This is a genomic window from Pseudobutyrivibrio ruminis CF1b (genome assembly GCF_000424005.1).
Classification (GTDB): Bacteria; Bacillota; Clostridia; order Lachnospirales; family Lachnospiraceae; genus Pseudobutyrivibrio; species Pseudobutyrivibrio ruminis_C.
The window spans coordinates 56,687-72,734 of the sequence record NZ_AUJB01000003.1; the positions used below are offsets into that span (position 1 = coordinate 56,687).

The window sequence follows — 16,048 nt, forward strand, 5'->3', positions numbered from 1 at the left end:
GTTTTATAATATGTAATTCTTGCTTTCTTTAGGCCCCAAATATGATTTACGAATCTCTGTGTTAGGATTCCAAAGTACAATCTTTTCTATTACTACTGCTGGGTCTATTGCTGAAAGTGAAATTTCATTCAATCCCTTCTTAAGGGCAAGCTTACACTCTCCAACATGAATATTATCAAGTACCCCCACTCTCCAACTAGCTGACTTCCATGGATCAAAGCCCTTATCTGGAATAGTATTTACAGCAATTCTGTCTGCTCCATTTGCAGCCACACCTATAGAAAGCTTTCCATGGTACACTACCGGATTTGATGCCGCAGCATAAATCTGGCAGGTATACTCACCATCCTCGGCAGCAAAAACCTTATAAGAAAGTACTGGTGCATCCTCAGTATTATCAAATCTAATATTTTGAGGATAAGCCTTCATACCACTAAGAGTACGACCAAAGCCTTTTATCTCTTTATATTCTGCAAGCTTAGAACTCTTATTTGAAGCACAATGAGCGGCTTCTATAGATATAACACCATTTCCCTCTAAGAAGCAGTTTTCCTTTACTTCAGATAAATCCAGTGTTGATACTTCTACCTGAATCTCCACTACTGGTACGCTTGTACAATTCTCAGACTCGTCTGCTACCACTTCACCATTATCTACGTATATACGAATCATAGCATTTGGCTTGTGATCCCACTTATCCTTTAATATCTTGACCTTATAATTATTTGAAACATCTGTGTGTCCAGCCTCATTCTTTGAAAGAGTTTCTCCAGTAGATAAATCTGTTATCTCTATCCAATCACCCTCCCAGTCAATATGGTATTCAAGTGCGCGTAATCCACCGTTTGCCACTTCAAATTCACCAAGCTTATTTGATTCAAAGCATAGTGGCATTTTTAGTACATGTCTTGTCCAACGATGAGCACAAGTGTAGTCAGTCTGATTAACAACACTAACAATCAATCTTGGATCCCTTACTGGATTAACATAGTGGCTTATTGGGAGTTGACACTGCTCATCATTCCAATGGATAAATCCAATATGATAAACAGACTGCATATGATTCCATTTGCCATTATTTCTTGTGTGGAATTCATCAGTAAGGCCGCGCTCTCTTTCAATACATTCTGTAATCAGTTTTGCATATTCATTAGCCTTAGTTTTATGCTGTTTAGCATATAGCTCATTTAAGCCACTGTAAATCTGCATTTTATTGATTTCAGCAACTGCATTAACTGGGTAATAAACCTCCTGGAAGAAGCATTCCTCCAAATCAGTTCCTTTTACCTTTTGATACAAATCTTCTGATTTTTCAGTTGCTTCGTATATACGATTTAATATATGGCGAGCTTCATTTTCATGACATGGATGATAGTGGTCATGATGAAGGGCCTCTGGTCTTCTTCTACCGTTCCACTTAGTATACTCTGTAGCAAGTTCTGCAGCCTGTACACCCACATCATCCTTAAAGCCAAGTTTATTGAAAAACTGTAATGTATACTCATCTGTTTTATTGATTGCTTTTGTGCCCCACTTATCGAAATCATAAGCTAAATCTATGAAATAGCTAAGTGGAAGCTCCTGGTTTTTAATATCTCCTACATTAACAATCCATGCTGAGCGGATGCCATAATCATAGGCCATAGTCATCTGCTCCCACACCTTTGTAAGTGGAGATGAATTTATCCAAAGATAAGAAACAGGCTCACCAAAATAATCGAAGTGATAATACATTCCAAATCCGCCCGGCTTCTTTCTAAGCTCCTCATCAGGAAGTGTTCTAACATTTGCGAAATTGTCATCGCAAAGCATCATAATATCATTATCAAGGACATCCCAATCTTTAAGTCCCTTTGTATTTTCATCACCGAAGTAGTAATCCTCTACCTCCTTGTAAATTGCAAGAAGCTGTGGATGCTCAGATGGAGCATACTTGGCGATGAGCTCCTTCTGCTTTGTGATTGCCTTTTTCAAAACATTTATATTGTCCTCAAGAGTGGCATCCTCAGGCATAAGGTAAGAATCGTTCTCTCCTCGCATACCAATGGTGATTAGATTTTCAAAGTCCTTATTTCTAATAAGACCATCCTTCCAAAATTCTGTTATACCCTCGGCATTTGAAAGGAAGCTCCAATCAGTACCGTACTGAGGATTATCTCTTCTTAATGTTTGAAACTCCTGTCCTGAACGACAGCATGGCTCATGGTGAGATGCCCCCATTATTACACCCATCTCATTTGCAAGCTGAGCGTTTTCGATGTGATCTAATGTAAAATCAGAGCGCCACATTGCAGGCCATAGGTAATTGCCCTTTAATCTAAGAAGAAGCTCAAAAATCTTCTCATACAATTCTGGACATGGTCTGATGCTTCCGAACTTTTCTCTTGCCCAATTGCCAAAGCATGGCTGCTCATCATTTATGAAAAAGCCTCTATATTTTACTGATGGCTCCTTAGACACCCTGCAGATGCTCTCATCAAGAACCACCTGACTTAGTCTTTTTACCTTTGCATCAGCCCAATAATACCATGGTGATACTCCCATTTTTTCTGAAATGCTAAACATTCCATAGATGGCGCCTCTCTTGTCACTGCCTACGATGGCAAGAATCTTCTGGCCAGCATTTTCACATAAGAAAATACCGTAGACTTCTCTTTTTCCTTTTATCTCACTGACATCAATACCAAGCTTTCCCACATATGGGCTTTCACAATGTCCCACGTAAATTACATATTCATCACCTGGAAGCGCCTTTACTATTTCTGGAGTCACCCCGGAAACTCTGTTTATATCCTTGGCAAATATTCCAGTCATCTTTTCCAGACCGAATATGCCATTATCCTCTAAAAATATAGGTGCCGCTTTTTTCTCTTTAAGTAATACAAAATCTGCCATGTCATTCTCCCATTTTTAAAACTTGTATACTAGTATAGCACAAAGGGTTTTATAAGAAAACTACTTTATACTATTTGATAATTATAAATAAAAAAGAGGTGATGGAAGGTCAAATCCATCACCTCTTAATAGGCTTTTTTTATTCTATTTACAATCGAGTTACTCTGTTAAATCTGCCTCAATTTTAAACTTGGCAAGTTCATCATTAATTGCAAGTGCAGAATCTGAAACAGAATTAGCAACATTCTCTACACCCTGGCTTTCTGATGCAATCTGATTTGCACTTTCAGCTAAGGCAGTAATTGTAGCTGAAATTTCTTCTGAACTAGCTGACTGCTCTTCTGAAATAGCTGCAACAGATGAAGCTATATCATTTACCTCACCCATCATATTAATCATTCGCGCCATAGTTTCAGCTGCCTGATTCAAATCATCATAAATCTTATTAAAACTTGTTCCTGCCTTTTCTACAGCTTCGCCACTTTCATTAATTGAATCTGTATTTCGCTGAGATTTATCAGCAAGATCTGATATAAGTCCTGTAATCTGCTTAATAATATCTCCAATTTCCTTAGCGGCATCCTGCGAATTCTGAGCAAGCTTTCCAATTTCATCAGCAACAACTGCAAAGCCCTTACCAGCCTCACCGGCACGAGCAGCTTCAATTGAAGCATTAAGTGAAAGAAGATTTGTCTGTTCAGCGATAGAATCAATCATCTGTACAATATCTGTAATCTGCTTTGCAGACTCACCAACAGTTGTAACAACCTCATTCATCTCACCCATGGATTCAGTAATACGTCCCATGTTTTTCTGAACGGCTGACATATCTTCCTGTCCAATCTTTGCCTGTTCAACTAAATCAAGCATTACTGTATTGGTTGAATTACCATTATCAGTCAAATCAGAAACTGCCTGAGCAAGACTTGTTGCGTTTTCAGCAAGTTCACCAACTGCATTTGTTATGTCATCCATGGTCTCCTGAATCTGCCCCATAGATGTAGACTGATCCGATGCCTCTGAACTCATCTTTCCAGATGCACTCTTAGAGGTTTCCGAATCCTCCTGAAGCTGCTCAGCCTTACCTTGAATTGAACTAATGGCTCCGTTCATTATTTGAACGAAACGAGTCATCTCATTACTGATAAGACCAATTTCATCGCCTCTATCCCTTGGCATTTTTGCAGTAAAATCACCATCTGAAATCTTTAAAATACTATCTGAAAGGCTATTTACAGGCTTAGTAATTATTCGGCTAACTGTAAGTTGAATTACGATTACTATAAGGAGTATAAGCAATACCATTACAAACAACGAAATTTTCATAAAGCTATTTGCTTCCTTCATTACATCATCCACTGAAACAGAAGAAATTAGTGTCCATGGTGTACCAGGAATTGCTGCAGCACTTACATAATAATCAATTCCTGTTGTTGGCTGATTAATCTTAATAACCTCTGTAGAACCACTATCTATATAATTCTTACAATCTATTAAGAACTGGCTTCCAGACTCTTCTATTTTCATACCATTCTTATCTGTTTCGAAATAAGAAACAATATATTCTTTATCAAGAACAACTGAGCCACCAGTTTTCATAGGAGTAAGCTGAGCGACTTCATCTTGAAGCTGTGTTAAGAAAACATCAACTCCAGCAACACCAAATTCACCATTATAGAAATCAACTGCTCTAACATATGTAACGCACATTTCACCTGAACCTGAATCAATATAAGGCTCTGTGGCTACGAATGTCTGATTATCTTTTCCCAAAGCATACCAACCGCGTTCAGTTGGCTTCCATGAAGCATCCTGTATAGTTCCATTTGCAAAGAAATATGAGTTATCCGAGAATCCAACATAAATACCAGAGTTTGGAACAGGCTGATAGTTAACTGATGGTTCACAGTACTTTAAATATGTATTATGGTCTTCCATAGGAAGCTGTTCCATAGTGTCACAATACTCACCAAATTTTGCAGTCAGCATCTTAAAGCCACTGCCAAGTGTCTGTGCATTATCATTACCCTCTGCCTGCAAATCCATCATTGCAATTTCGGTAATAATACTTCGTGCATTAAAAGAAATAAACAGAATGATACCTACAGTACCTATCAAAATAATAGGTACTAAACGAATCATTAATGAAGCACCGATACTCTTCTTAACTCGTTTCGTCTTTTTTGCCTTCTTACCCATATTTATCTACCCCCCAATAGTAATTAGTGGACACATTACGTCATTAAGTATTCTACAACTAATTGAGGTTCGATTTATTTTTTTCACACTTTTTTCGATATATTCACAGAATATTCTGATAGTTTATTTCTTGCTAAGTGCTCTGTAAAGGAATGTGAATACTACACCTACTACAGAGATACATGCTGCAATAAGGAATGCCTGCTGGTATGTACCAGTAGAAGCTACTGTCTTAGCCATAATCTGTGGTCCGAAGTATCCTGCAAGGGCAAAACCGATGAACATAATACCGTAGTTAACTGAGTTGTTCTTTGGTCCGAACTGGTCAGCTGTGAATCCTGGGTAAACGCCCATGAATGAACCAAAGCTGATACCTACTACTGAAAGACCTACGAAGAACTGAGCTGTTGCGCCCTCACCTGTAAGGTAGAGGCAACCAAGACCTAAAGCACCAAGTACGCATGCAAGTGCAAGTGTATTGATACGACCAATCTTATCTGAAAGTGTACCTGCTACGATTCTACCGAAAGCGTTGAAAAGAGCAAGAACTGAAACTGCAAGTGCTGCTGAAGCCTCACCAATCATAAGTGTAGCTACTGGCTTAGCCTGTGAGATAACCATCATTCCTGAGAATGCACCACATGTAAGAAGAAGGAGCATTACGTAGAATACTGGTGTTGAAAGCATACCCTTCCAATCAAGGTTCTTTGGATCTGCTCCGCCAATCTGTGCTGCTGGCTCCCAGCCTGCTGGTTTGTAACCTTCAGGACACTGTTCAAGGAAAAGACATGATACTGCAATAAGTACAAGGAATACTACACCTACTGCCTTAAAAGCAAATGTTACATCTGAGTTTTTCATAACAACTGTAACAATTGGAGGGAGGATAACTGAGCTTAATCCATATACTGCAGTTGTGATTCCACCAATAAGTCCTCTCTTATCTGGGAAGAACTTAACACAGGTAGAAATTGTGCTACCGTATGCCATACCAAGTCCAAGACCACCGATAATACCATAGGCAAAAATAAGGAATCCAATGCTTGTTGCGAAGCCTGAAAGAAACATTCCAAGACCCCACATAATACCACCTACAAGGATAACCTTCTTTGGACCAAACTTATCGTTAAACCAACCACCTGAAATCATAGTGATAGGTCCTACAGAATTTGCAATAGTATATACTATTGCAAGATCTCCAGGTGTAAGCTGCTTTCCTGTAATTCCACTAAGATAAGCTGCCATCTCAGGTGAAAATACGCTCCAAGCATAAATTGAACCTAAGCAAATGTTAATAAAACATGCTGCGATTAAAATAATCCATCTTTTCTTATCTAAATTCATATTTTTCTCCTTAGTTTTAAAAGTAGTTATGTGTATTATTTTATGGATAATACGTCATACGACTTTCATTTTGTTGCTTGATTCTTATACTTTATTGCATCTTGTAAGTATCAAGCTCTTGGTGTTACTCAAGCGAAGCTTTCTTCAGCTGAGCGGAGTAATATCCAAGGCTTGAGACTGTAACAAGATGTACACAGCCTAGATGTCAAGTGCTGAGTGGTATCCCCAGTAAACTGCGTTTGTAATTGTAGATACCTTTGCAGCATCTCCAATGACACGTACAAATGGAGCTGCATCAAGAAGCTCATTTACAACATCTGTGCGTGAACGCTGTCCAAGTGCGCAGATTACGCTAGCGCCCTCAACAAGAACTTCCTTGCCATCCTTATCCTCACATACAACACCTTCTGCTGTAACCTTTACAGCCTTAAGTCCAGTATGAACATCTACGTACTTATCAATTTCCTTAAGAAGAAGTGGACGATGACGTACATTAGCATCTGGTGCAAGAGCATCTCTCATCTCGATGATAGATACCTTCTTGCCTTCCTGTCCAAGGTGAACTGCACACTCGCAACCAGCAAGTCCGCCACCCATAACTACTACGTTGTCGCCAACCTTTTCCTTCTCTTTGTAGTAATTGTTTACGATTACTACGTTGTCTCCATCAAGACCTGGAATTGGTGGAACAAGTGGAGTAGAACCTACTGCGATGATAATTGCGTCAGCATTTTCCTTCTCAGCATATTCCTTAGTAACCTCTGTGTTAAGACGAATCTCAACGCCAGCCTTTCTTGCAAGCTTCTCATATGTTCCTGTAAGCTGGTACATCTCATACTTAAATGGAAGTGCCTGCTCACTCTTAAGGATACCGCCAAGCTCAGCTTCCTTCTCGCAAAGGATAACTTCGTGACCGCGGCGAGCTGCTGTGTAAGCTGCATAAAGTCCGCCAGGACCACCACCTGCTACAAGAACCTTCTTCTTTACTGGAGCTGGCTGCACCTCATCACCTTCAATTTCACGTCCAATGAGAGGATTAACTGTACAACGACGTGTAGATGTAGCTGCACGCTCTGCCATACATGTAAAGCATCTTAAGCAACGAACGATTTCGTCATCACGATTCTCTGTAATCTTCTGTGGAAGATATGGATCTGCAAGAAGTGCACGTCCCATATATACAATATCAGCCTTACCTGAAGCGATAATCTCTTCCATCTGAGCTGGGTCATTAAGACCACCAAGTGTAGCTACTGGAACCTTTACATGCTTTTTAATCTCTGCTGCAAGGAATACGTTACGTCCATGCTCTTCAAACATAGAAGGATGTGTAATTCCAAATGTCTTCTGATATGTACCAGCAGATACATGAAGAATATCAACATAATCCTCAAGCTGCTTTGCAATTTCAATACCATCTTCAAGTCCATAACCACCCTCACAGAACTCAGAACCACTCATTCTAAATTCGATTGGGAAACGAGGACCTACAGCCTCACGAATAGATGTAAGAATTTCCTTTGCAAGTCTGCAACGGTTCTCAAGGCTTCCACCATACTCATCAGTTCTCTGATTGAAAAGTGGTGACAGGAACTGGTTAATAAGCCATCCATGTCCACCATGAACCATAATCATCTCAAAGCCAGCTCTCTTTGCCATAGCAGCAACATCGCCATATGCTTTAACGATTTCATCAATCATTTCCTTTGTCATTCCCTGTACTTCTACGCCATCAGGTCTGACTGTGTCCATTGGTCCCCACTGCTTGAGGCTCTTCTGCTTTGTTTTATCTGTCATATATGTACCTGCGAACATACCTGAGTGAGAAAGCTCAAGTGAAGGCATTCCACCGTGACGTCTAATTGCGTCAGCTGTGTATGTTGCACAAGCAAGTGAATTTAAGATTGCTGGATTAAGTCGGTAAGCGTGGCTTCCGTCTGATTCGTGAACCATGCACTCTGATACTGTAACAGCACCAGCGCCACCCTTAGAACGGAGCTCATAGAATGCAGTAGACTTAGGTCCGATACAACCATCATTTGTAATGTCTGTTCCTCCCATAGGTGCTGAGAACATTCTGTTTCTGAATGTTACACCTGCAACTGTGATTGGACTGGTAAGATGTGGATACTTTCTAACCATCGTGTAATTTCCTCCTTTTACAAGACCGCTTGTTAAATTTATAACGTTCTCATTTGTTAATATGTTAACATTCCTTCCAGTGGCCTTCTATCAACAAAAAAACAGGAGGTATAAACCACTGGTTTACACCTCCTACATATTAATCTATAAATGTGTTTAGAAATTTCCTTACCATAGAGCTTTGCTGGTTCTCCTTTGAGTAGGCTACATATACCGCCCATGGTATACTGTCTGTAATAGGAATCAGCTTAACATTCTTAGATAAACTGTTCTTGCTGTGGATATCCACATCTATTCCAATTCCAAGTCCCTCTTCCACAAACTCATAAATCATGGCAGCCTCCATGGTCTTGGCCCTGATTGTAGGGAAGAATCCCTCGTGCTCGCATGAGTTGATAAGATTTGTGTAGGACTGATACTTTTCATTTAAACTGATAAGCTGCTCATCCTTGAGATCTTTTATTTTAATTGTTTTTCTACTGTATAGCTTGTGACCTTTAGGAACTACAGCACACATTATTTTGCTGGAAACCTCTTCTTCAATAAAGCCAACTGCTGCAACTCGTCCAATAACAAGAGCCACATCCAGCTGTCCCTTAATCAGCTTGTTCTTCACATCCTGATTAGAAGCCTCTTCCCAAACTATGTCTGTGCCCTTGGCTGCATCCTGGAACTGGTCCATCTTCTTCATAGGAAGCATACGTATCAACCCACAGGAATAGCCCACATGAAAGGCTCTCTTCTTGTTGCGAATAAGTTCCAGCCCCTGCTCAAGCTCCTGAGTATCCTCTATAAGTTTCTGGCTCTTCTCATAGAAAAACACACCTGCCTCAGTAGGAATCAGTCCCTGCTTGGTTCTTTCGAAAAGCTGGATTCTAAACTCCTGCTCCAGCCTGTCCAAAAGCTTTCCCAATCCCTGGGGACTTATAAACAAAGACTTGGCAGCTTTATTAATGCTTCTGGTCTCGTAGCATTCCATAAATGCTCGAATATCTTTAACATCCATAATTTATCACCATTATTTTGCTTCGAATGTGCTCTGCAATTCTTTGATTATGTTTGTAAGGGTATTCTCACTGTCAAACTGATAGACATAACCATGTAATGACTTGGCCTTCTGCATAAGATTCTTTGAGCCTGACCACACGAAGATGGCTGATTTACCCTTACCATTCTTGGCTTCCTGAATAAGGTTTGTGGCTGCACTGTTTCCATCAAAGGCTACAACTATAGATGGACGGCGCTCAAAAATCTCATAGTTAAAGCTCTTGTATATTCCCATACCCTGAGACTCAGTAGACACTCTTACCTTCACACCTGATTTCTTAATCTTGTCTGCCTCACGCTTTGTGATGGCAGCAGGTACAAAGCTATAGATTCTGAATCCCTTTTCATTATGGTCTAGCAGATATTTCTCGTAGCCTGAAAGTTTGTGACCAATAACGAAACATACTTCCTCAGGGTTTAATAATTCCATAAGCTCGTCAATCTGCTTTGTAGCATTTGCGCTGAGCTTTGTGGAACGGCTTTCTGTATTAAAGCTTCCTCCCAAAAGTACCACTGGGAATCTGTCCCAGGTAATCTCGGAAATCTGCTCTTTTAATTCTGTATTGGCATCAAGAAGTGCCTCGCCCTTTGCCCTCTTTCCAGGAATCTTTACAGTCTGCATCTTTTCAAGAAGCACATCCTCCAAATCTCTGTCTCCTATAAGCTTGGCAAATTTGGCCTTCTTATCTGAGTATGCCTTCTGGCCTTCTTCGATAATGGCAGCCTCTGCCTCTCGCATAAGCTTAAGCTCTGCATCGGAAAGACCAAGCATCTTCTCTAGTGAAAGCTCCTCTTCGATAGCATCTGTTCCATAGAGAGCAGCACCATCAGTTCCCTGTACACAGCGGATGCCCTGCTTCAGGTATTGCTTCAATGGGTGCTTATCAAGGGAGTTTAGATTGTTAAGTCGTACGTTACTTGTAATCTGGAATTCCAGGACAACATTGTTCTCCTTCAGCTCCTTTAAAGCCTCTTTACCCTTTTTACTATTGAGGCTGTATGTATAAAGACCATGGCCCAGTCTCATCTTTGGCATAGGCTGTCCCTTTGCAAGGGATTCCTTTACGCATGCAATAGAGTGGGCAATGTTATCCTTCTGGCTGTCGTTCTCACCTGCGTGAACACGAATGACAAAGCTTGGATCATTTGCCGCTATCTTTACAATCTCCTTGAAAGCTGGCTTAAGTTCGATGATGTCGTTAATCTCTTCACCTACAAAATCGCATCCTGCCACATATGGGTCAAGGGCTGTAGCCTTAAGTACCTCAAGATTCTGCTCCAAGTAGTTTTCTGGAGTGACTGCATCCTTGATGATAGTAAGTGGAATACGTCTCATGGCTGCAAGGAAACGAATCATTACTCCTGTCTCCTGATAAATGCTTGGCATTACCTCATGAACCTGACGAAGCATCTCAAGAGATTCATATTTCTTTACCAGAGTGGTATCACTTATCTCTGCATAATAAGTGCCCTGCTTCTTATAGCCTCTGGCAATCCACAAAAGCTTATCCTGGAAAATAGTGTTGTTGCTGTATACTGGATTTTCCTTATCGCGAAGCATCTGCTGAAGTGTGAGCTTTACATCCTCATCAGGAATCATCTCAACCTTTGTAAGGTCAATAAGGTTCTCGCTTTCCACACCCTTACAGAATACATAACGGTAAAGGTACACTTTTTCCAGATTCGTAAATACGGCCTGACCGTCTTTGATTACTGCAAGGGAACCACGAATCTTTACGATATTGTCCTCTGCATTATCAAGGTTATTTAAAATCAGGTCTGCAAAATTTATAAATGTATTATCATCGATTCTTCTATCAAGGTATTTCCCCTGAAGGCCTGATGATACAAACTGTCTGGCAACCTTCTCACGCTGCTCTAATGCCTTTGCCCACTGCACATCAGTAAGCTTTAAATCCAGCTTCTTTACATAGTAAAGTGGGTATCTGATCTGGTGAGAAATTCCAAGAGCAATCAAAACATCACCTGTAAGATTTCCGTTCATGTGAGTATGTAAATCTGCTCTGAATTTGTATTCCCTTCTGATAAAGGTTTTGAAAATAGTCTTTCCAACTGGTAAATCAAAATCCTTTGTCTGGCTCATAAGAGTCTTTGCAATGGCAGGAATGGTAGCCTTCACATCTACTGTTCCATCAGGACTGATGCTGGCAATCTCCATATCATTCAGACTAAAGATATAGCTTTCCTTATTATTACCGTCGATGAAACATGGAATCTCACCTTTGATGATGAGCATCTCATTCTCATCCTTGGTAAGCTCCAGATGACAAGTCTTTGCAATATTTCTAATCAGATTTCCCGTTCCATGATTAGGGGTCTTAAGGATATAAAGCATCCTATCTAAATCCTTATAAAGATTTACAATAATATCCTTTTCCTTATCAAGGAAAAAACAGGTGAAATATGTCATGTTAAATACCTCTATTTTTATTTGCTACAAAGCTCCCAGAAAGTCACTGCGCTGGCTGCTGCCACATTCAGCGAATCCACTTCGTTGTACATTGGGATTATTGTAACATAATCTGATTTCGCAATTGTGTCGTCTTTTATTCCTGTACTTTCCGTACCAAATACGATGGCTAGCTTCTCCTGCTCCTTCAATTCTGGTGCCGAAAGTGGAATGGCGTTTTCTTTTAATGCCATAGAGACTACCTTAAATCCAGCCTGATGTAAAGTCTCAATGTAATCTGAATCCTTTACAAAGTAGGTCCAAGGTACCTGAAAAACTGTTCCCATTGAAACTCTGGCTGCTCTTCTGTAGAATGGGTCCGCACTTGGATGTGTGAGAAATACTGCCTCCACTCCAAGGGCTGCAGCTGATCTGAATATGGCTCCCACATTTGTAGGATTCATAACATCCTCCAGAATGGCTACTCGTTTACTCTGGGCTAAAAGGTCTGCTGGCTCTGGAAGCAATGGTCTTCTACAGGCTGCCAGTACACCCCTTGTAAGGTTGAAGCCAGTGATATTGTTGATTACATTCAAAGGCGCTATGAATACTTTCACGCTTTCGTCAATATTTTCAAAGAGTTGACGGACAACTTCCGTTTCAAAGGCTTTTTCTTCCACAAGAAAGGCTAAAGGTTCTGCCCCTCTGTTCAATGCTCTCTTTATTACCTCAGGAGTCTCCGCGATAAACACCCCACCATTTGGTTCAAAATAATGATAGAGCTGCGCCTCATTATATTTGGTAAACAGCTCTACACGTTCATCATTTATATCATTGATAGTAATAACTTCCATTAAATTTTCCTTTATTTAACAACCACGTAATCACATCTGTCATCAGATGTACCCAAGACCTGCAGGATTAAATCTGCTTTTGCTGATTTGGTCAGGCAGGTCTTTACATTTACCATATCACTGTAATCCACAAAAGCTGTGGCATCTTCGATGGAATTTCCACTGAGAGCCTTTCTTGCGATAAGACGGTCTCTTAGCATATTTTCATCTGCTGTCACAGAGATAGTATAATCTGCAAAAGATTTAAGCTCATCCCAGCCTGGCTCATTTAAGAGAAGATAATTTCCCTCCAGGATAACAATATCTTTTGTTATCGTAATTACGTTATCCACTGGATTGTGAAGTGTTCTGTCGTACACAGGCCATCCACATTTCTTTTCACTAAGGCACTTTTTAATGCGTTCCTTAAATAAATCCAGGTCAAAGGTCTCTGGTGCTCCCTTTATCTTTACCATAGGGATAGTCTCCCCATCTCTTACCGTGGTATGGCTGGTGAGATATTCCTGTCTGCGGTGGAATCCATCCATTCCAATAGTCTGGATTTCAGCTACACCCTCAGTCTCTTTTGATAGTTTTTCAAGGAAGCTTACCAGTGTGCTCTTGCCAGCCCCCGGAGGAGCTGCAAGCATCACAAGAATCCTTCTGCCCTTCTCCTGCTGCAATCCAGTCAGCTTTTTGAGAAGGGGAGTGAAAATATTATTTACAGCCTCTTCGCTGTAGTTTGCTTTTACATCAAGTCCATTTATAGTTACGTTGTAATCAATCATATTATTTAAATACCTTTACACCATGTGGTGGGATTGTAACCTTTAAGGTCTCCCCTGACTCTACATAAGACTTTGTCCAGATTTCCTTAAAGTGATAGGTCTCTTTGCCCTCGTCGAAAATAGTATTCAAATCAATCTCGAATTCTTTGTACTCGTCTGAAAGATTAAATATCGCAAATACGGTTTTCTCAAGAGATTTATTATGAGACTTCCAGATAGCATATCTGTCATCGCGATAGACCTGAGCTGCCTTCCAGCCTTCCTTCATAAGCTCCAGTAAATCTTCATTGATAAGCACTGACAAATCTCCATCTGTCATCTTGGTAAGTTCTCCACCAATCATAAGAGGTGAACGGAACATGCACCAGAGAGTCATCATTGTCATAAGCTCATCGTAGTTAAAGTTAGATAATCTTTCCTCACCAAAGCCTGCACCTACTGTGCCTACTGGAAGCATATCGCAATCTGGGAAGCATCCAGCCTTCACATGATCCTGCCACATCTCACAGCGCCAGAACATGTTCTTAAGAAGCTCCCACTTATCCCAGAAATCGTCAGTGATGCGCCACATATTAGCATTGTCACAGTAGTGGAATGCCTTATCAATATGAGCTGGTCCTGGCGAAAGGCTCAATACAATTTTTCTGCCAGTCTTCATGATGGCCTCATGAAGCATTCTTGTCTCATGCCATCCGCTGAAGTGCTCATCCCTATACATCCAGGAATCGCAGATATCGTCGCACTTAATGAAATCCACTCCCCAGTCTGCATACATCTGAATCAGCGAATCATAATATGCCTGGCCTTCGATAACATTTCTCACGCCATACATATCTGGATTCCATCCGCAGATACTGCCTGGGTCTGCAATGTCAGCTGCTGTCACATTGGTTCCAAATACAGGAAGGTGACGCTCTGCTGCAGCCCTTGGAATACCACGCATAATATGAATACCAAATTTCAGACCTAAACTATGGCAGTAATCAGCTAGTGGTTTAAAGCCAGCACCATTTTTAGATGATGGGAAACGGCTAGGGCTTGGAATAAATCTTCCGTACTCATCCATCTCATCATCTCCAAATGGAATGTACTGATGCTCGCTTCTTCGTGTTCCAGCATCATTTGAATACCACTCAATATCCACCACAATATACTCATAGCCAAACTTCTTTAAATGCTTTGCCATGTAGTCGGCATTGGCCTTAATCTGCTCTTCATTAACAGTGGTGTCATAGTAGTCGTAGCTGTTCCAGCCCATTGGTGGTGTAATCGCAAAATCATTTTTGTTCATAGCATCCTTCTCCTTCAAGTGTCAAAAACTAGTTAACTGTAAAACCCTTATATTTATTTACATCACGCAACTGCCGCCACGTGTCTCCATATCCATGTCCTTTACATATCTGGCATTAAACTCCATGTTAATCTCACGAAGCTCCTTCTTACCTTCAATGTATTCCTGATACATCTCTGCAAGCCCTGCCATGCAACCATCGCAGTTTGCCTCTATATTTCCAAGAGATTCCTTAACAATCTGTTCTCTCTCTTCTCTTGTAGTGTCTTTAATTAAATATGACATAATATATCCTTTCTATTAATGTCTCTCATCCTCATTTTCATATTTCTCACAAAATCTTGCTGAGAAAGATGGCTCTTCATCACCAATGATAAGATGGCTGATATCGCCAGCTCTTAATGTTCTGAAAATGCCGATACCCTTTTGTCTCTCTTCGCTGGCAACCACTGTCACAGATGTTGGTGCAAGAGCTGTAACCTGAAGTGGAACAAATGGTGATACATTCCAAAGTCTTGATAAAAGTACTGATGTAATTCCGTAGTGACAGAAGAAAGCTATTGTCTTGTCGTTTCCATTTTCTACCTTGTAGGTAAGACCATCCCTCACATATCCATTATCTGCAAGGAATTTATCAAAGCATTCTATTACATGCTCGTATACCTCTAAAGCATTACCTCCATCAAATAAAGGCGATTTCTTCCACTCATTTACATCAAATAATTCTGGATGTGAGCCATAATATGATGGCAACATATCCCACATAATTCTGTTTTTATATTCTCCTGTTTCAGGATTAATTTCCAACTCTGTAGCAAACGCCTTTCTTACATCCTCAGAAACATTTGCATTAACCTGACCTGGAAATTCCTGTAACCAGTCTAAAGTAGTGACAGGCAATCCCAACTTCTCTACACAATAAGCTGCAGTATCCTTTGCTCTGCCAAGTGGAGACTGATAAATCTCATCTATTCCATATTTATCTATGATATTAGCTAGAAGCTGAGCCTCCCTTCTACCCTTTTCTGTAAGAGTATCATTAACATAATCTGGATCACCATGTCTTATAAATATTAATTTCATTACCTAAAATATCTCC

The 16,048-nt window shown here is 40.4% G+C and carries 11 protein-coding genes; all 11 read right to left on the reverse strand.

What is annotated here, in order from left to right; translation table 11 throughout:
* Positions 1-3: 3 nt before the first annotated feature.
* The 11 genes from G592_RS0101280 to G592_RS0101330 all read right to left on the reverse strand — a co-directional run bounded on the left by G592_RS0101280 (position 4) and on the right by G592_RS0101330 (position 16,032).
* Entirely contained in the window at positions 4-2,895 is a 2,892-nt protein-coding gene (locus tag G592_RS0101280; protein WP_028246218.1) for a glycosyl hydrolase 115 family protein, read from the reverse strand.
* A 159-nt stretch (positions 2,896-3,054) separates the two neighbouring features.
* Complete coding sequence (locus tag G592_RS0101285; RefSeq protein WP_028246219.1) at positions 3,055-5,094, reverse strand: methyl-accepting chemotaxis protein; 2,040 nt, start codon at positions 5,092-5,094, stop codon at positions 3,055-3,057.
* A gap of 123 nt (positions 5,095-5,217) precedes the next feature.
* Positions 5,218-6,438, reverse strand: a complete 1,221-nt coding sequence (locus G592_RS0101290; protein WP_028246220.1) for an OFA family MFS transporter — start codon at positions 6,436-6,438, stop codon at positions 5,218-5,220.
* Positions 6,439-6,636: 198 nt separating this feature from the next.
* Entirely contained in the window at positions 6,637-8,580 is a 1,944-nt protein-coding gene (locus tag G592_RS0101295; protein WP_028246221.1) for an FAD-dependent oxidoreductase, read from the reverse strand.
* A 139-nt stretch (positions 8,581-8,719) separates the two neighbouring features.
* A complete protein-coding gene (locus G592_RS0101300) occupies positions 8,720-9,586 on the reverse strand; it encodes a LysR family transcriptional regulator (protein WP_028246222.1) in 867 nt (288 codons plus the stop codon).
* A gap of 12 nt (positions 9,587-9,598) precedes the next feature.
* Entirely contained in the window at positions 9,599-12,058 is a 2,460-nt protein-coding gene (locus G592_RS0101305) for an adenosine deaminase (RefSeq protein WP_028246223.1), read from the reverse strand.
* A 17-nt stretch (positions 12,059-12,075) separates the two neighbouring features.
* Positions 12,076-12,891, reverse strand: a complete 816-nt coding sequence (locus tag G592_RS0101310) for a TrmH family RNA methyltransferase (protein WP_028246224.1) — start codon at positions 12,889-12,891, stop codon at positions 12,076-12,078.
* Between the two features lie 11 nt (positions 12,892-12,902).
* Positions 12,903-13,658 carry a nucleoside/nucleotide kinase family protein gene (locus tag G592_RS0101315; protein WP_036951443.1) on the reverse strand — a complete coding sequence of 252 codons (756 nt, stop codon included), beginning with the start codon at positions 13,656-13,658 and terminating at the stop codon, positions 12,903-12,905.
* Position 13,659: 1 nt separating this feature from the next.
* Positions 13,660-14,949 (reverse strand): glycoside hydrolase family 27 protein, encoded by a 1,290-nt coding sequence (locus tag G592_RS0101320; protein ID WP_028246226.1) that lies wholly within the window; start codon positions 14,947-14,949, stop codon positions 13,660-13,662.
* 57 nt (positions 14,950-15,006) lie between these two features.
* Positions 15,007-15,234, reverse strand: a complete 228-nt coding sequence (locus G592_RS0101325) for a hypothetical protein (RefSeq protein WP_028246227.1) — start codon at positions 15,232-15,234, stop codon at positions 15,007-15,009.
* A 15-nt stretch (positions 15,235-15,249) separates the two neighbouring features.
* The gene (locus G592_RS0101330; RefSeq protein WP_028246228.1) at positions 15,250-16,032 is read right to left on the reverse strand and encodes a histidine phosphatase family protein; all 783 of its coding nucleotides are present in this window, start codon (positions 16,030-16,032) and stop codon (positions 15,250-15,252) included.
* Positions 16,033-16,048 lie beyond the last annotated feature (16 nt).